This window comes from Stappia stellulata, from assembly GCF_020176715.1.
Lineage (GTDB): Bacteria > Pseudomonadota > Alphaproteobacteria > Rhizobiales > Stappiaceae > Stappia.
In genome coordinates this window covers 35148-57023 of the sequence record NZ_JAIVMF010000009.1, presented here as the reverse complement: position 1 = coordinate 57023, position 21876 = coordinate 35148, and the positions used below count along the sequence as shown (strand labels likewise).

The 21876-nt window shown below is 66.5% G+C and carries 20 protein-coding genes; all 20 read left to right on the top strand.

Going from position 1 to position 21876, the window contains the following annotated elements; genetic code table 11:
* Positions 1-133 precede the first annotated feature (133 nt).
* The 20 genes from tsaB (at position 134) to pnp (ending at position 21805) form a co-directional block, all read left to right on the top strand.
* The gene (gene tsaB / locus LC092_RS12330) at positions 134-823 is read left to right on the top strand and encodes a tRNA (adenosine(37)-N6)-threonylcarbamoyltransferase complex dimerization subunit type 1 TsaB (RefSeq protein WP_224806836.1); all 690 of its coding nucleotides are present in this window, start codon (positions 134-136) and stop codon (positions 821-823) included.
* On the top strand, positions 820-1308 hold the full coding sequence (gene rimI / locus LC092_RS12325) for a ribosomal protein S18-alanine N-acetyltransferase (protein WP_224806835.1): 489 nt from the start codon (positions 820-822) through the stop codon (positions 1306-1308). The genes tsaB and rimI overlap by 4 nt, the downstream gene beginning before the upstream one ends.
* Before the next feature lie 107 nt (positions 1309-1415).
* Complete coding sequence (locus LC092_RS12320) at positions 1416-1865, top strand: Fur family transcriptional regulator (protein WP_224806834.1); 450 nt, start codon at positions 1416-1418, stop codon at positions 1863-1865.
* Positions 1866-1869: 4 nt separating this feature from the next.
* Positions 1870-2724 (top strand): lysophospholipid acyltransferase family protein, encoded by an 855-nt coding sequence (locus LC092_RS12315; RefSeq protein ID WP_224806833.1) that lies wholly within the window; start codon positions 1870-1872, stop codon positions 2722-2724.
* Positions 2725-2813: 89 nt separating this feature from the next.
* Complete coding sequence (gene miaB / locus LC092_RS12310) at positions 2814-4250, top strand: tRNA (N6-isopentenyl adenosine(37)-C2)-methylthiotransferase MiaB (protein WP_224806832.1); 1437 nt, start codon at positions 2814-2816, stop codon at positions 4248-4250.
* A gap of 120 nt (positions 4251-4370) precedes the next feature.
* The gene (locus LC092_RS12305) at positions 4371-5390 is read left to right on the top strand and encodes a PhoH family protein (protein WP_224806944.1); all 1020 of its coding nucleotides are present in this window, start codon (positions 4371-4373) and stop codon (positions 5388-5390) included.
* Entirely contained in the window at positions 5387-5914 is a 528-nt protein-coding gene (gene ybeY / locus LC092_RS12300; protein ID WP_224806831.1) for an rRNA maturation RNase YbeY, read from the top strand. Before LC092_RS12305 ends, ybeY begins: the two co-directional genes overlap by 4 nt.
* An 18-nt stretch (positions 5915-5932) precedes the next feature.
* Complete coding sequence (locus LC092_RS12295; RefSeq protein WP_224806830.1) at positions 5933-7171, top strand: transporter associated domain-containing protein; 1239 nt, start codon at positions 5933-5935, stop codon at positions 7169-7171.
* Positions 7172-7351: 180 nt separating this feature from the next.
* The gene (gene lnt, locus LC092_RS12290) at positions 7352-8971 is read left to right on the top strand and encodes an apolipoprotein N-acyltransferase (RefSeq protein WP_224806829.1); all 1620 of its coding nucleotides are present in this window, start codon (positions 7352-7354) and stop codon (positions 8969-8971) included.
* Between the two features lie 205 nt (positions 8972-9176).
* Entirely contained in the window at positions 9177-9584 is a 408-nt protein-coding gene (locus LC092_RS12285; RefSeq protein ID WP_093809872.1) for a helix-turn-helix domain-containing protein, read from the top strand.
* A gap of 113 nt (positions 9585-9697) precedes the next feature.
* Positions 9698-10870 carry a methionine adenosyltransferase gene (gene metK / locus LC092_RS12280; RefSeq protein WP_224806828.1) on the top strand — a complete coding sequence of 391 codons (1173 nt, stop codon included), beginning with the start codon at positions 9698-9700 and terminating at the stop codon, positions 10868-10870.
* Positions 10871-10947: 77 nt separating this feature from the next.
* Positions 10948-11634, top strand: a complete 687-nt coding sequence (trmB, locus tag LC092_RS12275) for a tRNA (guanosine(46)-N7)-methyltransferase TrmB (RefSeq protein ID WP_224806827.1) — start codon at positions 10948-10950, stop codon at positions 11632-11634.
* Between the two features lie 259 nt (positions 11635-11893).
* Entirely contained in the window at positions 11894-12511 is a 618-nt protein-coding gene (rimP, locus tag LC092_RS12270; RefSeq protein WP_318245924.1) for a ribosome maturation factor RimP, read from the top strand.
* Positions 12512-12627: 116 nt separating this feature from the next.
* A complete protein-coding gene (gene nusA, locus LC092_RS12265; RefSeq protein WP_224806826.1) occupies positions 12628-14283 on the top strand; it encodes a transcription termination factor NusA in 1656 nt (551 codons plus the stop codon).
* A 21-nt stretch (positions 14284-14304) separates the two neighbouring features.
* Positions 14305-14979, top strand: coding sequence for an RNA-binding protein (locus tag LC092_RS12260; RefSeq protein ID WP_224806825.1), 675 nt, complete (start codon positions 14305-14307; stop codon positions 14977-14979).
* Positions 14980-14986: 7 nt separating this feature from the next.
* Complete coding sequence (infB, locus tag LC092_RS12255) at positions 14987-17671, top strand: translation initiation factor IF-2 (protein WP_224806824.1); 2685 nt, start codon at positions 14987-14989, stop codon at positions 17669-17671.
* Between the two features lie 94 nt (positions 17672-17765).
* A complete protein-coding gene (gene rbfA, locus LC092_RS12250) occupies positions 17766-18188 on the top strand; it encodes a 30S ribosome-binding factor RbfA (RefSeq protein WP_224806823.1) in 423 nt (140 codons plus the stop codon).
* A 5-nt stretch (positions 18189-18193) separates the two neighbouring features.
* The gene (gene truB / locus LC092_RS12245) at positions 18194-19168 is read left to right on the top strand and encodes a tRNA pseudouridine(55) synthase TruB (protein ID WP_224806822.1); all 975 of its coding nucleotides are present in this window, start codon (positions 18194-18196) and stop codon (positions 19166-19168) included.
* Between the two features lie 3 nt (positions 19169-19171).
* A complete protein-coding gene (gene rpsO, locus LC092_RS12240) occupies positions 19172-19441 on the top strand; it encodes a 30S ribosomal protein S15 (RefSeq protein WP_224806821.1) in 270 nt (89 codons plus the stop codon).
* Positions 19442-19687: 246 nt separating this feature from the next.
* On the top strand, positions 19688-21805 hold the full coding sequence (gene pnp, locus LC092_RS12235; RefSeq protein ID WP_224806820.1) for a polyribonucleotide nucleotidyltransferase: 2118 nt from the start codon (positions 19688-19690) through the stop codon (positions 21803-21805).
* Positions 21806-21876 lie beyond the last annotated feature (71 nt).

The following is a 21876-nucleotide window of genomic DNA, read 5'->3' as shown; positions in this document are numbered from 1 at the left end:
GCCGTTTTGCGTCGGCGGGCGGTTTTTCGTTGATGGACCGGATCTAGGCCCGTGCGGGGCTCGCGATTTCGGCAAAGACCAGCTAGCAAATGGTCGGGTCGACGGATCCTGCCTCTATGGGTTTACTCGCTGCATGCGCCTCCTTGCGATCGATACCGCGCTCGACGCCTGTTCCGTCGCCGTCCTTGACGGCGAAGGGGCTTCCGCGCGCCTGACGGAGGCGAGCGAGGTGCTCAGGCGTGGCCACGCCGAACGGCTGATGGGCATGATCGGCGAGGTGACGGCGGAAGCAAGCATCGCCTTCAGCGAACTCGACCGGGTCGTCGTCACCGTCGGACCGGGCAGTTTCACCGGCTTGCGCGTCGGACTGTCCGCGGCCCGCGGGATCGCACTGGTGGTGCATGTGCCCGCTGTTGGCGTTTCCACGCTCGCGGCCCTTGCCGCCCGGGCCCGGCGCGAGAACGCCCCGGAGCGCAGTGGAGCCGCGATCTGGGCAACCATCGCCGGGCGCGGGGCCGACGTCTACATCCAGGGATTTTCTTCAGATGGCACGCCGTGCGATGCCGCGCGCGCGGTTGCGGCCGCAGCGCTCGGCGATGAGCTGCCCGAAGGGGCGTGCCTGGCCGGAAGCGGGGCGGAGAAGATCGTCGCGGCCACGCAACGCGGCGACCTGGCCGTGCTTCACGCCCATGGCTGGCCGGCGATCGCGGATGTCGCCCGCCTCGGGGCGCTGGCGGATCCCGGGACGTCGCGGCCCGAGCCGCTTTATCTGCGTGCGCCCGATGCCGCGCCGGCGCGCCGCGACGCGAGGCTTTTGGCATGACCTTCTGGTGGTTCTGGGCGCCGCCGCCGGTGATCGAGGAGGCGCGTCGCGAGGATCTCGACGCCCTTGCCGATCTGCACGACCGGTCGTTTCCCGTCGGCTGGGGCGCGGACGAGCTGGTTGCGCTGGCGCGCCAGCCGGGCGTCTTCATCCTGCAGGCGCGCCGCGCGAATGTGATGGGCAGCCGGGCGGCGCTGGGCTTTGTCATCGTGCGCGAGGCGGCCGACGAGGCGGAAATCCTGACGATTGCCGTCGATCCGCGCCAGCGGCGGCGGGGCGTCGGCGCGCAATTGATGCGCGCCGCGATCTCCAGGCTCTATGCGGACAGGATCAAGGCGCTGTTCCTGGAGGTCGACGCCGCCAATGCGGCCGCGGTCACGCTCTACAAGTCGCTGGGCTTTCACACCGTCGGCACCCGAAAGGGCTATTATCAGGACAGCGACGGCGACGGCGGTGCGCTTGTCATGCGCGTCGATCTGGCGTAATCGGCTGGGCATGGTGGCGCCCGCTCCAGGCGGGTCGCTTCGACCGGAGCACGGCCGGGTCCGCCGGCCCTCGGGCCGGAACCGGCGACCAGAAAGAGGCAGGCGAGATGTCCGATCTCGGAAGTTCGCAGTCGTTGGAGGACGTGTGCGTCGCCAAGGGCATGCGCATGACCGAACAGCGCCGGATCATTGCCCGCGTGATCGAGGATGCCAGCGACCATCCCGATGTCGAGGAGCTCTACCGTCGCGCCGTGCTGAACGATCCGCGCATCTCGATCTCCACCGTCTATCGCACGGTGAAACTCTTCGAGGACGCCGGCATTATCGAGCGCCACGACTTCCGCGACGGGCGGGCGCGCTACGAGACCGTGCCGGATGAGCATCACGACCATCTGATCGACCTGAAGAGCGGTCGCGTGATCGAGTTCCGCAACGAGGAAATCGAGCGCCTGCAGGAGGCGATCGCCGTGCGCCTCGGCTATCGTCTCGTCGATCACCGGCTCGAGCTTTACGGCATTCCGCTCGGCTCTTCGCCCGGGTCCGGCGAACGGGACTGACGCGATGTCGAGGCTGCGCGCCTTTGCCGTCCTCTCCGCCCTCACGGCGATCACCTTGCCGATGATCCCGGTGCAATGGGTGGCCCTGCGCATCCCCGGCGAGCTGAAGCGCCGGCTGCCGGTTGTCTGGCACCGCATGGCCTGCGCGCTCGTCGGCATTCGCGTCAGGGAGATCGGCCGGGCGGCGCGCGACCGGCCCCTGCTGATCACCGCCAACCATGTCTCCTGGCTCGACATCACCGTGCTCGGCAGCCGCATGCCGCTCAGTTTTGTCGCCAAGTCGGAAGTGGCCTCCTGGCCGGTGTTCGGGCTGTTCGCCAAGCTGCAGCGCTCGGTCTTCGTCGACCGGGAGCGGCGCAGCGCCACGGCGCGCACCGCAAGCGAGCTGGGCGCGCGCCTGGCTGAGGGCGATGCCATGGTGCTGTTTGCGGAAGGAACCTCGAACAGCGGCAACGAGGTGCTGCCGTTTCGCTCCGCCCTGATCGGCGCCGCGCGCCATGCGGTGGCGGGCGAGGGCGAGGACGTGTGGATCCAGCCGCTGGCGCTGGCCTATACGGACTTGCAGGGCGTGCCGATGGGGCGGCAGTTCCGCGCCCATGTCGCCTGGTATGGCGACATGGAGATGATCCCGCATTTCATGAATGTGGTGCGCAAGGGGGCCGTGGACGTGACCGTCGTCTGGGGCGGGCCGCTGCGCGTGTCGCCGGGCAACGACCGCAAGATGCTGACGCGCAGGCTCGAGCGCAGCGTCCGGGAGATGGCGGCCGAGGCACGCGCCGGCCGTGCGCTGCCGGCCGCGGGTGTGGAATCGGATTCCGAGGCGGAAGCTGCTATTCTCAAAGCGGCAAAAAACGGGTAAAGCAGGCCCGGTTTCATGATCGAGGATCCCTGATCCGAGATCCGCGACACACCACACGGCACCGGCCGAAAGGCCTGCCCGGGGATATGATGAGCGACGAACACACCAGCGTCACAAAGCCTGCCGACACGCCCGCCGACGCCGCCGTATCCGGCGCGCCGGGCGGCCGCCGCGTCTTCGTCAAGACCTATGGCTGCCAGATGAACGTCTATGACAGCGAGCGGATGACCGACGCGCTGGTGCCGGACGGCTTTACGCCGACCGAGACGCTCGACGAGGCGGATCTGATCATCCTCAACACCTGCCACATCCGCGAGAAGGCGGCGGAAAAGGTCTATTCCGAGCTCGGCCGGCTGCGCAAGCTGAAGCAGGAGCGCGCCGCGCGCGGCATCGACACGATGATCGGCGTCGCCGGCTGCGTGGCGCAGGCGGAAGGCGAGGAGATCGCCCGCCGCGCCCCCGTCGTCGACCTCGTCTTCGGGCCGCAGACCTATCACCGCCTGCCGGATCTGGTGAAGCGCGCCGCCAGCGGCGAAAGCGTGGTCGAGACGGACTTCGAGATCGAGGACAAGTTCCGCCACCTGGCCGAACCATCCGCTGCGCAGGCTTCCAAGCGCACGGTCTCCGCGTTTCTCACCGTTCAGGAAGGCTGCGACAAGTTCTGCACCTTCTGCGTCGTGCCCTATACCCGTGGCGCGGAAGTGTCGCGCCCGGTCGAGCAGATCGTCGGCGAGGCGGAGCGTCTGGCCGCGCGCGGCGTGCGCGAAGTCACGCTTCTGGGGCAGAACGTCAACGCCTGGCACGGCGCAGGCAGCGACGGCCGCAGCTGGGGGCTGGGCGAACTCTTGTTCCGTCTGGCGGAGATCCCCGGTCTCGACCGGCTGCGCTACACGACGAGCCACCCGCGCGACATGGACGACGCGCTGATCGCCGCCCACCGCGACCTGCCGCAGCTGATGCCCTATCTGCACCTGCCGGTGCAGTCCGGCTCCGACCGCATTCTCAAGGCGATGAACCGCCGCCACACGCGCGACGATTATTTCCGCCTGATCGACCGCATCCGCGAGGCGCGGCCCGATCTGGCGCTGTCGGGCGATTTCATCGTCGGCTTTCCGGGCGAGAGCGACGCCGATTTCCGCGACACGATGGATCTGGTCGAGCGGGTCGGCTACGCCTCGGCGTTCTCGTTCAAATACAGCCCGCGCCCCGGCACGCCGGGAGCCTCGCTGGACGAACAGGTGCCCGACGCCGTGATGGGCGAAAGGCTTGCCGAGCTTCAGGCGCTGATCGCGGACCAGCAGCGTGCGTTCAACCTGGCGATGGTCGGTCGCAGCTGCGACGTGCTGCTGGAGAAGCGCGGCCGCAATCCCGGACAGCTGACGGGGCGCTCGCCCTGGCTGCAACCGGTGCAGCTCGATCTGCCGGAAACGCGCATCGGCGAGATCGTTGCGGTGGAAATCACGGACACGGGCACAAATTCCCTGTTCGCGCGCCCGGTGAACGGGCAGGATGTTCAGGTCGCATGACCCGACAGGGACAGTCCGCGCAAGGCCACCAGGAGGCAGAATGCCAGGAGTAGCCGTTTGACCGGCGAGAGCCGGACCCAGAGCCGGGGCAGCAGCCGCGCTGCGGTCTCCGCCTCGGACATGACGCATGTCGTGCTCGCCTTCGACGACAATCGCCTTGTCGGCGACCTGTTCGGCCAGTTCGACCAGAATCTTGCCCTCATCGAACAGCGTCTGGGCGTCGATGCCGTCGCGCGCGGCAATCAGGTGATCATCAAGGGCCGCCACGCGGCCTGCGAGCAGGCGCGGCGCGCGCTCGAGGCACTCTATGCCCGGCTTCAGCAGGGGCAGGAGCTGCATCCGGGCGACGTGGATGGCGCGTTGCGCATGGCCATTGCCGAGGAGGCGCAACTGGACCTTCCGACCATCGAGCCGCGCTCGCATCTGTCGTTCGCGCAGATTTCCACCCGCCGCAAGACCGTGCTGGCGCGCACGCCGGCGCAGGATGCCTATATCCGGGCGATGGACCGGGCGGACCTGATCTTCGGCGTCGGCCCCGCCGGCACCGGCAAGACCTTCCTGGCGGTCGCCTATGCGGCAGCACTTCTGGAGCGCGGCGACGTGGCCCGGCTGATCCTCTCCCGTCCGGCGGTGGAGGCGGGCGAGCGTCTCGGCTTCCTGCCCGGCGACATGAAGGAGAAGGTCGACCCCTATCTGCGCCCGCTTTATGACGCGCTCTTCGAGATGATGCCGGCGGAAAAGGTCGATCGCGGGCTTCAGTCCGGCATGATAGAGGTTGCGCCGCTGGCCTTCATGCGCGGCCGCACGCTGTCGAATGCGATTGTCATCCTGGATGAATCGCAGAATACGACCGCCATGCAGATGAAGATGTTCCTCACCCGGCTCGGCGAGAATTCGCGCATGATCGTGACCGGCGATCCGACCCAGGTCGACCTTCCGCCGGGCCAGAAGTCAGGCCTGCGCGACGCGCTGTCGCTGCTGACCGGCATCGAGGGCGTGGCCCGCGTCGATTTCACCGAGGTCGACGTGGTGCGTCACGAACTGGTCGCCCGCATCGTGCGGGCCTATGACGCGGCCGGCCGGGAAGCCTCGCTTGCGGCCGAGGAAGCGGCGAAATCCGCGCCGGGGCCGCGCAAATGAGCGATGCCGCCGTGCCGTCGATCGATCTCGCCGTCGAGGCTGACGGATGGGGAAACGGGGACGATCTGGAGGCGCTTGTCGCGCGCGTGGTCTCCACCACCTGCCGGATGGCGCGGCTCGAGCTGGTGCCGGGCTCGGAATTGTCCGTGCTTTTGAGCGACGATGCCCGGGTGCGGGTGCTGAACCGGGAGTGGCGCGGAAAGGACACGCCGACCAATGTCCTGTCCTTCCCGGGCGGCGACGAGGACGAGCCGCCCTTCGGGCCGCTGCTGGGCGATCTGGCGCTTGCGCGCGAGACGGTGGCGCGCGAAGCCGACGAGATGGGTATTCCCTTTTGCGATCACCTTACCCATCTTGTGACGCACGGATTTCTTCATCTTTTCGGCTATGATCACATCGATGATCGCGAAGCTGCGGAGATGGAAACCCTGGAACGGCAGATACTGGCCGAACTGGGAATTGCCGACCCCTATGGGGATGACCTGGCGATACCCGCCGATATGGAGAGCGAGACGTCCCGTTGATCGGGGCGCATAAACCACATGAATGATGCAGAGGCCCGAAGTACCGACAAGCCGGCGCCGTCCGGAGACGAAGCCAGCTCCAAACGGAGCGATGACACCGCCGAGCAACGGTGGTCGCCGTTCGCCTGGGCTGCCGAGCAACTGAAGCGGCTTGCCGCGCTCAGGACCAACGGGTCCGTGTCGCTCCGGCAGAACCTTCAGGATGAGCTTGCCCGCGAAGCCGATTCCGGAACCAATTTCACCCCCGAGGAACGCATCCTCCTGTCGAACATCCTGCGCCTGCGCGAGGTCAGGGTCGATGACGTGATGATCCCGCGGGCCGATATCGATTCCGTCGAGGACAGCGTTCCGCTGGCGCGGCTGATGGAAATCTTCCGTGAATCCGGCCATTCCCGCATGCCCGTCTACCATGACGGTCTGGATGACCCGCGCGGCATGGTGCACATCAAGGACCTGATGGCCTATTTCGCCGCCCGCGCCACCGAGGCGGCGGACAGCCGGGCCTGCGATGCCGCGGATGCGGCCGCGGCTGCGGCCGGGCAAACCACTGCGCAAGCCGCGCCGCCGGCAAAGACCGCCGACGCAACCGGCGGCGAAAACGACGCGCAGGATTCCGGCGATCCCGTGGTGGCGGACACGCCGTCGGGCGACGCGGAGGCGACGGACGGCCGGTCGAACCGCTCGGTCGGCTTCGACCTGTCGTCGGTGGATCTCTCCCTGCCGTTGAGCGACACCGGGCTCATTCGCCCGGTTCTCTTCGTGCCGCCGTCGATGCCGGCGACCGACCTGATGGCCAAGATGCAGGCGGATCGCGTGCAGATGGCGCTGGTGATCGACGAATATGGCGGCACCGACGGCCTCGTGTCGCTGGAAGACGTCGTCGAAACCGTCGTCGGAGACATCGAGGACGAGCACGACGAGGACGAGGACGCGATGATCGAGAAGGTCGCCGAAGGCGTCTGGGTCGCCGATCCGCGCGTTCCGGTCGAGGAGATGGAAGAGGCGATCGGCGCCGATTTCGAGCTGGGCGACCTCGGCGAGGAAATCGATACGCTGGGCGGGCTGGTGTTCACACTGGTCGGCCGCGTGCCGGTGCGCGGCGAGCTGATCACCTCCCGCGATCTCCCGCGTCTGGAGTTCGAGGTTCTCGACGCCGATCCGCGACGGATCAAGCGCCTGCGCATCCGCACGAAACGGCCCGACGCACGCCTCGTGGAGGCCCGGCGCCGGATGCGCCGTCCCGACACCGCGGCGTGATGCGCCGACCCCACCCGATCCGATAGACGATGGGACGACCTGCACGGCCGGGCGCCGCGCGGGCGCGCCCTTGACCGCGCGCTCGCCTGCGCGGATCGTCAAACGAAATCCGTGTGATTCGCCGGAAAATCCGGCGCCGGGGCGCAGGCTGCGCCGCGCGGTCAGGCAGGAGCGGTTGCGGTGCTGCGCTTAGCGCAAGTTTTTCTTCTCGCATTCGGCTGGCGTCGTTTGCTTCTGGCCACCGGTTGCGGTGCGCTTGCCGCACTCGCCATGCCGCCCTTCGGCGTGTTTCCCGTCCTTGCGATCAGCTTTCCTGGCCTTGTGTGGTTGCTGGACGGCGCGATCGGCGAAGGCCGGGGCGCGGTTGCGCGCTTCCGCGCCGCCGTCCTGCCCGGCTGGCTCTTCGGCTTCGGCTTCTTTCTCGCCGGGCTTTGGTGGATCGGGCGCGCCTTTCTGGTGGAAGCGGACGTCTACGCCTGGATGATCCCCTTCGCCGTGCTGCTGCTGCCGGCCGGGCTTGCCCTTTTCACCGCCTTGGGCGTCGGGGTGGCGGGAGTGTTCTGGAGCGATCGCTGGCAGCGCGCCGGCTTTCTCGCCCTCGGTCTTGCCGGCGCCGATGCTGTGCGCGGGCATGTGCTGACGGGGTTTCCCTGGAACACCTGGGCCTATGCCTTCGCCGCCCTCCCCGAACTGTCCCAGGCGGCCGCGCTGGTCGGCATCTACGGTCTGGGGCTTCTGGTCGCGCTGATCTTTTGCGGACTGGCCGGCTTTGTCGACCAGACCGCCGGAGGCCGCCGCCTGACGGTGATGTCCGTCGTACTCTTCGCCGGGCTTGCGGTCTTCGGCATCGCGCGGCTGTCGCTGGCCGGCGATGCGAAGTTTGAAGCCGTCGCGCTCAGGGTCGTGCAGCCCTCCATCGCGCAGGAGGACAAATGGAAGCCGGAGAACCGCTCGCGCGTCTTTGCCTCCTATCTGGAAATGAGCAAACGCCCCTGGACGGGCAACGACCCGTCCGCGGCGAGCGACGCAGAGGCGACCAGCGACAATCTGCCGCGGATCGTGATCTGGCCGGAATCGGCCGTTCCCTTCCTGCTCACGGATGCGCCGGAGGCGCTGTCGGCGATTGCCGCGCTGCTCGGCCCCGCCGACACGCTGGTCACCGGCGCGGTGCGCGCCGATGCAGAAGGCGCGGAGCGGGTCTTCTATAACTCTGTCTATGTGATCGATGGCGACGGGGCGGTGCGGGACGCCTACGACAAGGTGCGCCTTGTCCCCTTCGGAGAGTATCTGCCGTTCAAGCCGCTGCTGGAGCGCATCGGCCTGACAAAGCTCGTGACCCTGCCCGGCGTGTTTCGCGCCGGCTTCCGCCACCGCACGCTTGAGCCGCTCTCCGGGCCCGCGTTCCTGCCGCTGATCTGCTACGAGGCGATCTTTCCAGGCGCCGCCACGACCCGTGACGCCCGCCCCGGGTGGATCCTCAACGTCACCAACGACGCATGGTTCGGAGATACGCCCGGACCCCGGCAGCACTTCGCGCAAGCACGGATGCGGGCGATCGAGCAGGGACTGCCGCTGGTGCGCGCGGCCAACACCGGGATCTCGGGCGTGGTCGATCCCTACGGCCGCACGCTTGCCCGCAGCGACCTTGCGGCCGCGGTCGTAATCGACACCCGTCTTCCCGCCGCGATCCTGCCACCGCTCTATGCCCGTCTGGGTACTTTCGCGCCGGTTACGCTCTTTTTGGTAAGTTTTGGCGTCCTTTTTGTAACGGGGTACTTGCGGAATGCGCGTAATGATTGACGACAGCCACCTTCGCGCTGCATCATAACAACCGTTCCCGTTGTCCTCGCCAAACGGGTTGTAATTGGTAATAATGACGAGGCGACGACCCCGGCGCCGGAGGTGTCTGACGCGAAATGCGGGGCCCGATGGCACTGCCGGACAAAAAGTGAAAAACAAAGAAAAGCGGTCACAGCAACCGAACGAGCCAGAAAGAAGACCAAAAATGAACAGCAAGAAAGCACCGAATCCCATCGACGTGCATGTTGGCAGCCGGGTCCGCTTGCGGCGGATGATGCTTGGCATGAGCCAGGAGAAGCTGGGCGAGGCCCTCGGGATCACGTTTCAGCAGATTCAGAAATATGAAAAGGGCACGAACCGCATCGGCGCCAGCCGCTTGCAGCATATCGCGACCGTTCTCAAGGTTCCGGTTGCCTTTTTCTTCGAGGATGCGCCGGGTACGCCGGACGAGGCCAACGGTTTCGGCGAGGCGAAACCCGCATCCTATGTCGTCGACTTCCTGTCGTCTTCGGAGGGCCTGTCCCTGAACAAGGCCTTCGTCCGCATTGAGGATGCCAAGGTGCGCCGTCGCGTCGTGGATCTCGTGCGCGCGCTTGCCGGCGACGAAGTGTGACGCAGCTGCCGCGTTCGGCTTGACGAACGCTTGCGTCCGCTGGCATGTGTCTTCGGCGGCGGCGAGGCTCCTCGCCGCCGCTTGTTGTACTCTTCCCAGAAGGACGGTTGATCGTGGCGCGTCAAGAATATCTCTTTACCTCCGAATCCGTTTCCGAAGGTCACCCCGACAAGGTGTGTGACCGCATTTCCGATACGGTCGTCGATGCTTTTCTCGGCGAGATGCCGGAAGCACGCGTTGCCTGCGAAACGCTGGCAACGACGAACAAGGTCGTGATCGCGGGCGAGACCCGTGGCCCGGCCACAATCACCAACGAATATATTGCCCACCTTGCGCGCATGGCGATCAAGGACATCGGCTATGAGCAGGACGGTTTCCATTGGGAGACCTGCGACATCGACGTGCACCTGCACGCCCAGTCCCCGCATATCGCGCAAGGCGTTGACGCCTCGGACAACAAGGACGAGGGCGCGGGCGACCAGGGCATCATGTTCGGCTACGCCTGCCGCGAAACCCCGGCCCTGATGCCGGCGCCGATCTTTTATGCGCACAAGATCCTTGAACTCCTGGCCGAAGCGCGCAAGTCCGGCAAGGAGCCGGCGCTCGGCCCCGACGCCAAGAGCCAGGTCACCGTGCGCTACGAGAACGGCGTGCCGGTCGGCATCACCTCGGTGGTGCTGTCGACGCAGCATCTCGATGAAAAGCTCAGCTCCGACGACATCCGCTCCATCGTCGAGCCCTATATCGTCACCGCGGTTCCCGGCGGCTGGATCTCCAAGGACACCGTCTGGCACGTCAATCCGACCGGCGCCTTCGTGGTCGGCGGTCCCGACGGCGACTGCGGCCTGACCGGGCGCAAGATCATTGTCGACACCTATGGCGGTGCAGCCCCGCACGGCGGCGGCGCCTTCTCCGGCAAGGATCCGACCAAGGTCGACCGCTCGGCCGCCTACGCCGCGCGCTACCTCGCAAAGAATGTGGTCGCGGCCAATCTCGCCGACCGCTGCTCCATCCAGCTCTCCTACGCCATCGGCGTCGCCGAGCCGCTGTCGGTCTATGTCGACCTCTATGACACCGGCAAGGTGGACGAGGCCAAGCTGGAAACGGCGATCCGCCAGGTCATGAACCTGACGCCGCGCGGCATCCGCCAGCACCTGGGCCTCAACCGTCCGATCTACGCGCGCACCGCGGCCTACGGCCATTTCGGCCGCGATCCGGAAGACGACGGCGGCTTCTCCTGGGAGAAGATCGATCTGGTCCATGCGCTGCGTGATGCGGCGGGCTGACCCTTCGTCGTCGCTTTACAAATGAAAGACGAGGCGCGCGCCCGGTTGTAACCGCGGCGCGCGCCTCGCGGACAGTCATGATAGATCACACCAAGGGTTCCTTTTTCGGCCGCCGTGTCGGCAAGCCGCTGCGCCCGGCCCGGCGCGAGATCTTCGAGGCCGGCCTCGCCCGCCTGCAGCCGGATCTGTCGCAGGCCCCGCCCGAAGACCTGCGCGCCCTGTTTCCCCACACGGTGTCCGATGTCTGGCTCGAGGTCGGCTTCGGCGGCGGCGAGCACCTGCTGCATGAGGCCCGCCGCCTGCCGCAGACGGGCTTCATCGGCGTCGAGCCCTTCGTCAGCAGCCTGGCGAAGGCGGTGGCCGACATCGAGGAAGAGGGGCTGGAAAACCTGCGCGTCTACGGCGACGATGCGATCAAGCTGCTCGACTGGTTGCCGGAGGCCTCGCTCGACGGTGCCTATCAGCTTTATCCCGACCCCTGGCCGAAACGGCGCCACTGGAAACGGCGGTTCATCAATCCGGTCAACCTCGACCGCTACGCCCGCGTGCTGAAGCCCGGCGCGACCTTGCGCTTCGCCAGCGACATCGAGACCTATGTCGAGTGGACGCTGGCGCATCTGCGCGACCATCCGGCCTTCGAATGGACGGCCCGAACGGCGGACGACTGGCGCAGGCCCTGGCAGCCCTGGTCGGGGACCCGCTACGAGCAAAAGGCCTTCCGGGAAGGCCGTCGCGGGTGCTACCTGGAATTCCGCCGCCTGTGAATTTGCTTGCTTTCGGCGCCGCCAGGCGTATTATGCAGGCACTAAATTCTCTAGCGGCTCGCATGAGCAGTCTGAGAGTGGGCCCCGCCAGGGACCCGCTCTTTTTGTTTTGGCCAAGGCCCATCGGGTGCCGGGGATCAGCGGACGAACCGGTCCGCGAACCGCGCGATCGTTGATGTCGGATGCCGCTGATGGAATACCGTCGTCGCGCCGGGCGCGGACGGAACGAGACGAGGCCTCTTTGCAGGATCAAATCCAGGTGCAGGATCAGGACCAGGTGCAGGACCAGAACAAGGTGCAGGATCTACATGAGCCGCGGTTCGTCCGTGAGAACGGACTGGAAGCGCGGATTTCCGCGATGGTCGAGCCGGCGATCCTGGACCTCGGCTTTCGTCTCGTGCGGGTCAAGCTGTCGGGTCTGAACGGGCTGACGCTGCAGATCATGGCCGAGCGTCCCGACGGCACCATGTCGGTCGAGGATTGCGAGAAGGTCAGCCGGGCGATCGCGCCCGTGCTCGACGTCGAGGATCCGATCAACCAGGAGTACAATCTGGAGATCTCCTCGCCGGGCGTGGACCGTCCGCTGGTGCGGGCGAGCGATTTCGCCAGGTGGGCCGGCCATCTGGTCAAGCTGGAACTGGCCGAGCCGCTCGACGGTCGGCGCCGGTTCCGCGGCGAGATCCGCGGCGTCGATGGTGGCGATCTCATCCTTCGGCTTGAAGATCTTCCCGACGACGGTGTGCCGGATATTCCGCTGCCTCTGGCCAATATGGGCGAGGCGCGGCTGGTCATGACGGATGCGCTGGTCGAGGCCGCGCTGAAGGCTGAAAAGGCCGCGCGCCGCAAGGCGGCGAAGGCGGCTGCGAAATCCGATTGAGGTGTGGGCGGCTCCGGTGAGCGGGGCGGCCTGAACAATGCGACGTGTCTGCAGGCGGCAGGCGTGGTGAGTGGAGACAGCGCCGGAGTGAACCGGCGCGAGAGGAGTGGACTGAGATGGCAATCAGTGCGAACCGGCTTGAGCTGTTGCAGATCGCGGATGCGGTCGCGCGGGAAAAGTCGATCGACCGCGGCATCGTGATCGCCGCGATGGAAGATGCGATCCAGAAGGCGGCCCGGTCCCGCTATGGCTCCGAAACCGAAGTGCGCGCCGAGATCAACGGCCGCACGGGCGAGATCAAGCTTCAGCGCCTGCTGCTGGTGGTCGAGGAGCTCGACAATCCCGCCACCGAGATCGCCCTTGAGGACGCGCTTCGCCGCAATCCGGCAGCCCAGGTCGGCGACTATATCGCCGAGCCGCTGCCGCCGCTCGACTTCGGCCGCATCGCCGCCCAGTCGGCCAAGCAGGTGATCGTCCAGAAGGTCCGCGAAGCCGAGCGCGATCATCAGTACGACGAATTCAAGGACCGCATCGGCGAGGTCGTCAACGGCGTGGTCAAGCGGGTCGAATACGGCAATGTCGTCGTCGATCTCGGCCGCGGCGAAGCCGTGGTGCGCCGCGACGAGCTGATCCCGCGCGAGTTGTTCCGCACCGGCGATCGCATTCGCGCCTACATCTATGACGTGCGCCGCGAGCAGCGCGGGCCCCAGGTCTTCCTGTCGCGCACCCACCCGCAGTTCATGGCGAAGCTCTTCGCCCAAGAGGTGCCGGAAATCTACGACGGCGTCATCGAGATCAAGTCGGTCGCCCGCGACCCCGGATCGCGCGCCAAGATCGCCGTGATCTCCAAGGACAGCTCGATCGATCCGGTCGGCGCCTGCGTCGGCATGCGCGGCAGCCGCGTTCAGGCGGTCGTCGGCGAATTGCAGGGCGAGAAGATCGACATCATTCCGTGGAACCCGGATGCGGCGACCTTCATCGTCAACGCGCTCCAGCCGGCGGAAGTCTCCAAGGTCGTGCTCGACGAGGACGCGCAGCGCATCGAGGTCGTCGTGCCGGACGAGCAGCTGTCGCTCGCCATCGGCCGCCGCGGCCAGAACGTGCGCCTCGCCTCGCAGCTGACGGGCTGGGCCATCGACATCATGACCGAGCATGACGAGTCCGAGCGGCGCCAGAAGGAGTTCGCCGATCGTACCCAGCTCTTCATGGACGCGCTCAACGTCGACGAGGTCGTCGGCCAGTTGCTGGCGTCGGAAGGGTTTGCCTCGGTTGAGGAAGTGGCGTATGTCGAGCGCGACGAGATCGCGACGATCGAGGGTTTCGACGAAGAGACCGCCGACGAGATCCAGGCCCGCGCTCGCGAGTATCTGGACGAGGTCGAGGCGAAACTCGACGAGGAGCGCAAGGCGCTCGGTGTTTCCGACGACCTGCGCGCGATCAACGGGCTGACGACCGCGATGATGGTCGCGCTCGGCAAGGACGAGGTTCGCAGCGTCGAGGATCTTGCCGGCTGCGCGACTGACGATCTGGTCGGCTGGACCGAACGCGCCAATGGCGAGACGGTTCGCCACGACGGCGCGCTGAGCGGGTTCGAGGTGTCTCGTGCCGAGGCCGAGGAGATGATCATGGCGGCCCGACTGGCGGCCGGATGGATCACCGAAGACGATCTTCGCGCCGATGACGAGGTGTCCGCGGATGCCGAAGACGAGGACGAAGCCGAAGAGAACGCGGTCAGCGGCGTGGTCGCGACCGGGGTCGTTCACGAGGCTTGAGAACGAGCGCATCCTTCGCGGATGCGCGGCTGGGAGACGGGAGTGCCGAGACAGAACGAACCCTTGGAGCGATGCTGTGCGTTGACCCGTGAGGTTCGTCCTGTCTCGCAACTGATCCGTTTCGTGGCGGGACCCGACGGACGTGTCGTCGCCGATCTGCGGCGCCGGCTTCCCGGTCGGGGCGTCTGGGTGACGGCGACACGCGACTGTGTGGCCGAGGCCCAGAAGAGAAAGGTTTTCGCGCGCGGCTTCAAGGATGCGGCCGTGCGCGTGGAAGGCGATCTCGCCGCCGAGGTCGATGCGCTGCTGGAACGTGCGGCTCTCAATGCCGTTTCGCTAGCGCGCAAGGCCGGCGAGGTCGTATCCGGCTTTGCCAAGGTGGAAGCGGCCCTGCGGGGCGGCGATCCGGTCATTGGGCTGATCCAGGCCAGCGACGGCGGAGACGATGGAACAGGAAAGCTCGCGGCGATCGCGCGGGCGCGATTTGCCGACGCCGGTGGATGCCGGATTGTTCGGACTTTCGAGTCGACTCAATTGGATTTGGCATTGGGTCGGTCAAATGTGATACATGCTGCACTGCTTGCAGGCCGCGCAGCCAAAAACGCCCTGGACCGGATCGCGGATCTGGAGCGTTTTCGGGCCGGCTTTAATGAGGCTTCACATGGCGGTGTAAGCGATGCGGTGATCCAGGACTGAAGGCGATATGAGCGAAACGAAGAATCCCGGCGACAAGACGATTAGCGTGGAACGCAAGACCCTGGGCCTGAAGCGCTCCGGCGTGGAACAGGGAACGGTGCGTCAGAGCTTTTCCCATGGCCGCACGAAGGCGGTCGTGGTCGAGAAGAAGAAGCGTCGTGTCGTCCTGCCGGGGCAGGAGGGCAAGCCCGAGGCCGAGCAGGACGCTCCGGACGCCGGTGCCGCGCGCGCCGCTGCGCCGCGTGCCGAGGTCGAGCGTCGTCCCGACATCGAGCGCGGATCCGACAAGGCCGACGTTGCGGCTGCCCGCCGCTCCGCGTCCGGCCAGCGTCCGCGTGGCGGCAACATCCTGCGCACCCTGACCAACGACGAGGCTGCTGCCCGACAGGCCGCCCTGCGCGAGGCGCAGGAGCGTGAGGTCGAGGACCGCAAGCGCCGCGAAGAGGAAGAGCGCCGTCGCGCCGAAGAGGATGCCCGCCGCAAGGCCGAGGCAGCCGAACGCGCCAAGCGTGAAGCCGAGGAAGAAAAGCTGCGCGCCGAAGAAGCGGCAAAGCGTGCCGCCGAGGCACCGGCCGACGAAGGCAAGGAAAAGGTCAGCGCCGCCGATGCCGCCGCCGCGATCGGCGCGGTTGCACCGGCCGCCGATCTCTCGGCTCCGGCCGTGGACGAGCCGGCCCGTGCCGCCCGCAAGGCGCCTGCCGCCGCGCGTGGCGACGACGATGCCGAGGCCCGCAAGACCGTGAAGGCGGTGAAGCGCGCGAAGCCCGCTCCGGTGCGCACGCCGAGCCGGACCGGCGACGATCGCCGCAAGTCCAAGCTGACGATCACCTCCGCGACCGGCGACGGCGAAGGCCGCAACCGTTCGCTCGCCTCGCTGCGCCGTCGCCGCGAGAAGGAAAAGCGCGCCGGCCAGCAGGTCGTGCGCGAGAAGATCTCGCGCGAGGTCGTGCTGCCCGAGGCGATCACCATCCAGGATCTTGCGAACCGCATGGCGGAACGCGCCGTGGATGTGATCAAGCTGCTGATGAAGCAGGGGCAGATGCTCAAGATCAACGACGTCATCGACGCCGACACGGCCGAGCTGATCGCCGAGGAAATGGGCCACACCGTCAAGCGCGTGTCGGAATCCGATGTCGAGGACGGCCTGTTCTCCGAGGCGGATGCCGAAGACACGCTGCAGCCCCGTCCGCCGGTGGTGACCATCATGGGTCACGTCGACCACGGCAAGACGTCGCTGCTCGACGCGCTGCGCCGTTCCAAGGTCGTGCAGGGCGAGGCCGGTGGCATCACCCAGCACATCGGTGCCTATCAGGTCGATCTCAACGGCAACAAGATCACCTTCATCGATACGCCGGGCCACGCGGCGTTCACGCAGATGCGTGCCCGTGGCGCCAAGGCGACGGATATTGTGATCCTGGTGGTGGCGGCCGACGACGGCGTCATGCCGCAGACCAAGGAAGCCATTGCCCACGCGAAGGCGGCCGGCGTGCCGATCATCGTGGCGATCAACAAGATGGACAAGCCGTCGGCGGATCCGACCCGGGTGCGCACCGAGCTACTCCAGGACGAGATCGTCGTGGAATCGATGGGCGGCGACGTCATCGAGGTCGAGGTCTCGGCGCTCAAGGGCACCAATCTCGACAAGCTGCTGGAAATGATCCTGCTGCAGTCGGAAGTCCTTGAGCTCAAGGCCAATCCCGACCGCACCGCGGAAGGCACTGTCATCGAGGCGCAGCTCGACAAGGGCCGCGGTCCGGTGGCGACGGTTCTCGTCCAGAAGGGCACCCTCAAGGTCGGCGACATTCTCGTTGCCGGTGCCGAGTGGGGCCGCGTGCGCGCCATGCTCGACGAGGACAGCCAGCAGGTGAAGGAAGCCGGGCCGTCCAAGCCGGTCGAGGTCCTGGGCTTCCAGGGCACGCCGGAGGCCGGCGACATGGTCGCGGTCGTCGAGAACGAGGCCCGCGCCCGCGAGATCGTCGAATACCGCCAGCGCCAGAAGCGCGAGAAGGCCTCCGTCGTGGCGACCGGATCGCGCGGCTCGCTCGAGCAGATGATGAACCGTCTGCAGGAATCCGGCCACCAGGAGTTTCCGCTGCTGGTCAAGGGCGACGTGCAGGGCTCCGTCGAGGCGATCGCCGGCGCGCTGGACAAGCTCGGCACGGACGAGGTCAAGGCCCGCATTCTGCATGCCGGCGTCGGCGGCATCACCGAAAGCGACGTCACCCTCGCGGCGGCGTCCGGCGCCCCGATCATCGGCTTCAACGTGCGTGCCAACAAGCAGGCCCGCGACGCGGCCGAGCGCGAAGGCATCGAGATCCGCTACTACAACATCATCTACAACCTGGTGGATGACGTGAAGGCGGCCATGTCGGGCCTGCTTTCGCCGGAACGCCGTGAGACGTTCCTCGGCAACGCCGAGATCCTGGAGATCTTCAACATCACCAAGGTCGGCAAGGTGGCCGGTTGCCGCGTGACCGAAGGCACCGTCGAGCGGGGCGCGGAAGTGCGCCTCATCCGCGACGACGTCGTCATTCACGAGGGCAAGCTCGGCACGCTGAAGCGCTTCAAGGACGAGGTGAAGGTGGTTCAGTCGGGCCAGGAGTGCGGCATGAACTTCGAGAACTACCAGGACATGCGCGCCGGCGACGTCATCGAATGTTACCGGGTCGAAGAGGTCGCCCGTACGCTGTAAGGCCAGGCGAAGACACATGCGATCGCCGGCGGGTCCGCTCGCCGGCGCTTCGCGTTTCCGTTTCGGCCACGCGCACCCACGTTTGGACAAGATCATGGCATCATCAAACAGGACACCCGCCGGGATGCCGTCGCAGCGCCAGCTGCGCGTCGGCGAGCTCGTGCGCAAGGAGGTCTCCGACATCCTGACGCGCGGGACCATGGCCGATCCCGACCTCGACGGAACGATCATTTCCGTCCCGGAGGTGCGCATGACCCCGGACCTGCGCCTCGCAAGCTGTCTCGTCATGCCGCTGGGCGGCCGCGACGCCGACAAGGTGGTGGAGGCGCTGAACCGCGCCGCCAAGACCATCCGCCGCGATCTCGCCCGGCGCATGACCATGAAGTATCTGCCGGACCTGCGCTTCGTGCTCGACACCCGCTTCGATGACGACGACCGGATCACCAACCTGCTGAACAGCCGGGACGTGCGCCGCGACCTCGACGCCGAGGATGCCGGTCCCGAGGACGACAGATAACCCTTATGTCGCGCCGCAAGAAAACCAACCGCAACCGCATCGACGGCTGGCTCGTGCTCGACAAGCCGGTCGGCCTGAGCTCGAACGATGCCCTGACCCGCCTGAAGCGGCTCCTGCATCCGCAAAAGGTCGGCCACGCCGGCACGCTCGATCCGCTGGCCTCCGGCTGCCTGCCGATTGCCTTCGGCGAGGCGACGAAAACGGTCTCCTTCGCCATGGACGGGCGCAAGGTCTATCGCTTCTCCGTGCGCTGGGGCGTGGCGACGGAGACGGACGACACCGAAGGCGCGGTCTGCGAGACCAGCGACATGCGCCCGACGGCCGAGGAGATCCTCGCGGTTCTGCCGGAGTTCACCGGCACGATCTCGCAGGTTCCGCCGGTCTATTCGGCGATCAAGGTCGATGGCGCGCGCGCCTATGACCTTGCCCGCGACGGCGCCGAGGTGGAGCTTGCCGCCCGCGACATCACGGTCCACCGGCTCGACCTGGTGGAGTGTCCGGATGCCGATCACGCCGTCTTTGAGGCCGAATGCGGCAAGGGCACCTATGTGCGCGCCCTGGCGCGCGATCTCGGTCATCGCCTCGGCAGCTGCGGCCATGTGACCGCGCTGCGCCGTCTTCTCGTCGGCCCCTTCGGCGAGGACGACATGATTCCGCTGGAAACTCTCGAGGACTTGGGGCAGTGTGCGCCCGGCGAAGGCCTCGACGAGGACCATGCGTCTCTTATTCTGCCTGTAGCGACCGCGCTGGACGACATCCCGGCGCTGGCCGTCTCCCGACAGGATGCCGCCCGCCTCAGACGAGGGCAGGGCGTTTTGCTGCGCGGGCGTGACGCGCCGCTGTTCAAGGGCCTCGTGTCCGTCACTTCTCTTGGAGAACTGGTGGCGATCGGGGAGGTCGAACGGGGCGAGTTGCTGCCGAAGCGCGTTTTCAATCTCGCGGCGGAGGAACCCGCCGCGATCAGTCTCGAAAGGACCTGACCGATGTCGATTACCGCCGAACGCAAAGCGGAACTCATCAAGGAATACGCGATCAAGGAAGGGGACACCGGATCTGCCGACGTGCAGATTGCCGTCCTGACCGAGCGGATCGTCAACCTGACCGACCACTTCAAGACCCACGGCAAGGACAACCATTCCCGCCGCGGCCTCCTGAAGATGGTCAGCACGCGCCGGTCGCTTCTGGATTACCTGAAGAAGACCGACGAGCCGCGTTACCAGGCGCTGATCAAGCGTCTCGGCCTGCGCCGCTAAGGATACGGATGACGCGGTGCCCCCAAGGGGTGCCGCGTTTTCGTTGACGCAAGATGCGACGGTCATGGGGCAGGATAGCAAGGGGTTCGAAGATGCGTGTCATCGCTCGAACCTCTTGCTGTCTTGCCCATGACGCGTCCTGACGCAGACGCGGGGCAAAAGGCTTCCGCGTCCCACTGAAGACAGAACGTACCGTGTGCCGTCATGTGGGCGGTTCACGCGGGTGACCGAAAGCTAGGATAAATCATGTTTGATATTCATCGTGTGGAAGTCGAATGGGGCGGACGCCCGCTGACGCTGGAAACGGGCAAGATCGCCCGCCAGGCAGACGGGGCCGTGCTCGCCACCTACGGCGAGACCAAGGTGCTCGCGACCGTCGTCGCCGCCAAGGAACCCCGTCCGGGCCAGGACTTCTTCCCGCTCACCGTGAACTACCAGGAAAAGACCTTCGCCGCGGGCAAGATCCCCGGTGGCTTCTTCAAGCGCGAAGGCCGCCCGTCGGAGCACGAGACGCTGACCTCGCGCCTGATCGACCGTCCGATCCGCCCGCTCTTCGTCGACGGCTTCAAGTGCGACACGCAGGTCGTCCTGACGGTCCTGTCGCATGACATGGAAAACGCGCCCGACATTCTCGCCATGGTCGCGGCCTCCGCCGCCCTGACGATTTCCGGCATTCCCTTCATGGGGCCGATCGGCGGCGCGCGCATTGGCTACATCAACGGCGAATACGTCCTCAACCCCTATATCGACGACATGCCGGAGTCCGAGCTCGACCTGATCGTCGCCGGTACGGGCGATGCGGTGCTGATGGTTGAATCGGAAGCCAAGGAGCTGTCCGAGGACCTGATGCTCGGTGCCGTGATGTTCGGTCACCGCAACCTCCAGCCGGTGATCGACGCGATCATCAAGCTGGCGGAAACGGCTGCCCGCCCGCCGCGCGAGCTGAACCTGCCCGACCACAGCGAGCTGGCTGCGCGGATCAAGGCGATGGCCTCCGACGATCTGGTCGCGGCCTATGCGATCCGCGAGAAGACCGCGCGCAAGAACGCCATCGACGCCGTCAAGGCGAAGGTGATGGAGACGCTGAGCGCAGAAGCTGGCGAAGACGGCATCGACAAGGTCGTTGTCGGCGCCCAGTTCAAGGGCCTGGAAGCCTCCATCGTGCGTGGCGCGATCCTCGAGAACGGCGAGCGCATCGACGGCCGCGACCTGAAGACGGTCCGTCCGATCGTCTCCGAGGCCGGCATCCTGCCGCGTACCCACGGCTCGGCGCTGTTCACCCGCGGCGAGACCCAGGCGCTGGTCGTTGCCACCCTCGGCACCAACGACGACGAGCAGTTCATCGACGCGCTGGAAGGCACCTACAAGGCGACCTTCATGCTGCACTACAACTTCCCGCCCTATTCGGTCGGCGAAACGGGCCGCATGGGCTCGCCCGGCCGTCGCGAGATCGGTCACGGCAAGCTGGCATGGCGCGCGGTGCACCCGCTGCTTCCGCCGCACCATGAGTTCCCCTACACGCTTCGCGTCGTGTCGGAAGTGACGGAATCCAACGGCTCCTCGTCGATGGCGACCGTTTGCGGCACCTCGCTGGCGCTGATGGATGCCGGCGTGCCGCTGAAGGCACCGGTGGCCGGTATCGCCATGGGTCTGATCAAGGAAGGCGACAAGTTTGCCGTCCTGTCCGACATTCTCGGCGACGAGGATCACCTCGGCGACATGGACTTCAAGGTGGCCGGTACCGAGCAGGGCGTCACGTCGCTGCAGATGGACATCAAGATCGACGGCATCACCGAAGAGATCATGAAGGTGGCGCTGGATCAGGCCCGTGACGGCCGCGTCCACATTCTCGGCGAGATGAGCAGCGCGCTGTCCGAGGCACGTGCAGAGCTTGGCGAACACGCGCCGCGCATCGAGGTCATGAAGATCCCGGTGGACAAGATCCGTGAAGTGATCGGCTCCGGCGGCAAGGTGATCCGCGAGATCGTCGAGAAGACCGGCGCCAAGGTCAACATCGAGGACGACGGCACCGTCAAGATCGCATCTGCCGACGGCAAGGCGATCAAGGCGGCCGTCAACTGGATCAACTCCATTGCGGCCGAACCGGAAGTGGGCGTGATCTACGAGGGCCGCGTCGTCAAGACCGTGGACTTCGGTGCTTTCGTCAATTTCTTCGGTGCCAAGGACGGTCTCGTCCATATCTCGCAGCTTGCCCCGCAGAAGGTCGCCAAGACCACCGATGTGGTCAAGGAAGGCGACAAGGTCTGGGTCAAGCTCATGGGCTTCGACGAGCGTGGCAAGGTTCGCCTGTCGATGAAGGTCGTCGATCAGGACACCGGCAAGGAAATCGAAGCCGACGCATAAGTCGGCTGAGCCCGTCGCGCTGCGCGCGCCGGGCCGGCAACTGGAAGAAGCCGGGCATCATGCTCGGCTTT

What these genes read in the sequence shown, in the direction of transcription:
- tsaB (WP_224806836.1), top strand. Translation starts at nt 134, where the DNA reads ATGCGCCTCCTTGCGATCGATACCGCGCTCGACGCCTGTTCCGTCGCC.
- rimI (WP_224806835.1), top strand. Translation starts at nt 820, where the DNA reads ATGACCTTCTGGTGGTTCTGGGCGCCGCCGCCGGTGATCGAGGAGGCG.
- LC092_RS12320 (WP_224806834.1), top strand. Translation starts at nt 1,416, where the DNA reads ATGTCCGATCTCGGAAGTTCGCAGTCGTTGGAGGACGTGTGCGTCGCC.
- LC092_RS12315 (WP_224806833.1), top strand. Translation starts at nt 1,870, where the DNA reads ATGTCGAGGCTGCGCGCCTTTGCCGTCCTCTCCGCCCTCACGGCGATC.
- miaB (WP_224806832.1), top strand. Translation starts at nt 2,814, where the DNA reads ATGAGCGACGAACACACCAGCGTCACAAAGCCTGCCGACACGCCCGCC.
- LC092_RS12305 (WP_224806944.1), top strand. Translation starts at nt 4,371, where the DNA reads ATGACGCATGTCGTGCTCGCCTTCGACGACAATCGCCTTGTCGGCGAC.
- ybeY (WP_224806831.1), top strand. Translation starts at nt 5,387, where the DNA reads ATGAGCGATGCCGCCGTGCCGTCGATCGATCTCGCCGTCGAGGCTGAC.
- LC092_RS12295 (WP_224806830.1), top strand. Translation starts at nt 5,933, where the DNA reads ATGAATGATGCAGAGGCCCGAAGTACCGACAAGCCGGCGCCGTCCGGA.
- LC092_RS12285 (WP_093809872.1), top strand. Translation starts at nt 9,177, where the DNA reads ATGAACAGCAAGAAAGCACCGAATCCCATCGACGTGCATGTTGGCAGC.
- trmB (WP_224806827.1), top strand. Translation starts at nt 10,948, where the DNA reads ATGATAGATCACACCAAGGGTTCCTTTTTCGGCCGCCGTGTCGGCAAG.
- nusA (WP_224806826.1), top strand. Translation starts at nt 12,628, where the DNA reads ATGGCAATCAGTGCGAACCGGCTTGAGCTGTTGCAGATCGCGGATGCG.
- LC092_RS12260 (WP_224806825.1), top strand. Translation starts at nt 14,305, where the DNA reads ATGCGCGGCTGGGAGACGGGAGTGCCGAGACAGAACGAACCCTTGGAG.
- infB (WP_224806824.1), top strand. Translation starts at nt 14,987, where the DNA reads ATGAGCGAAACGAAGAATCCCGGCGACAAGACGATTAGCGTGGAACGC.
- rbfA (WP_224806823.1), top strand. Translation starts at nt 17,766, where the DNA reads ATGGCATCATCAAACAGGACACCCGCCGGGATGCCGTCGCAGCGCCAG.
- truB (WP_224806822.1), top strand. Translation starts at nt 18,194, where the DNA reads ATGTCGCGCCGCAAGAAAACCAACCGCAACCGCATCGACGGCTGGCTC.
- rpsO (WP_224806821.1), top strand. Translation starts at nt 19,172, where the DNA reads ATGTCGATTACCGCCGAACGCAAAGCGGAACTCATCAAGGAATACGCG.
- pnp (WP_224806820.1), top strand. Translation starts at nt 19,688, where the DNA reads ATGTTTGATATTCATCGTGTGGAAGTCGAATGGGGCGGACGCCCGCTG.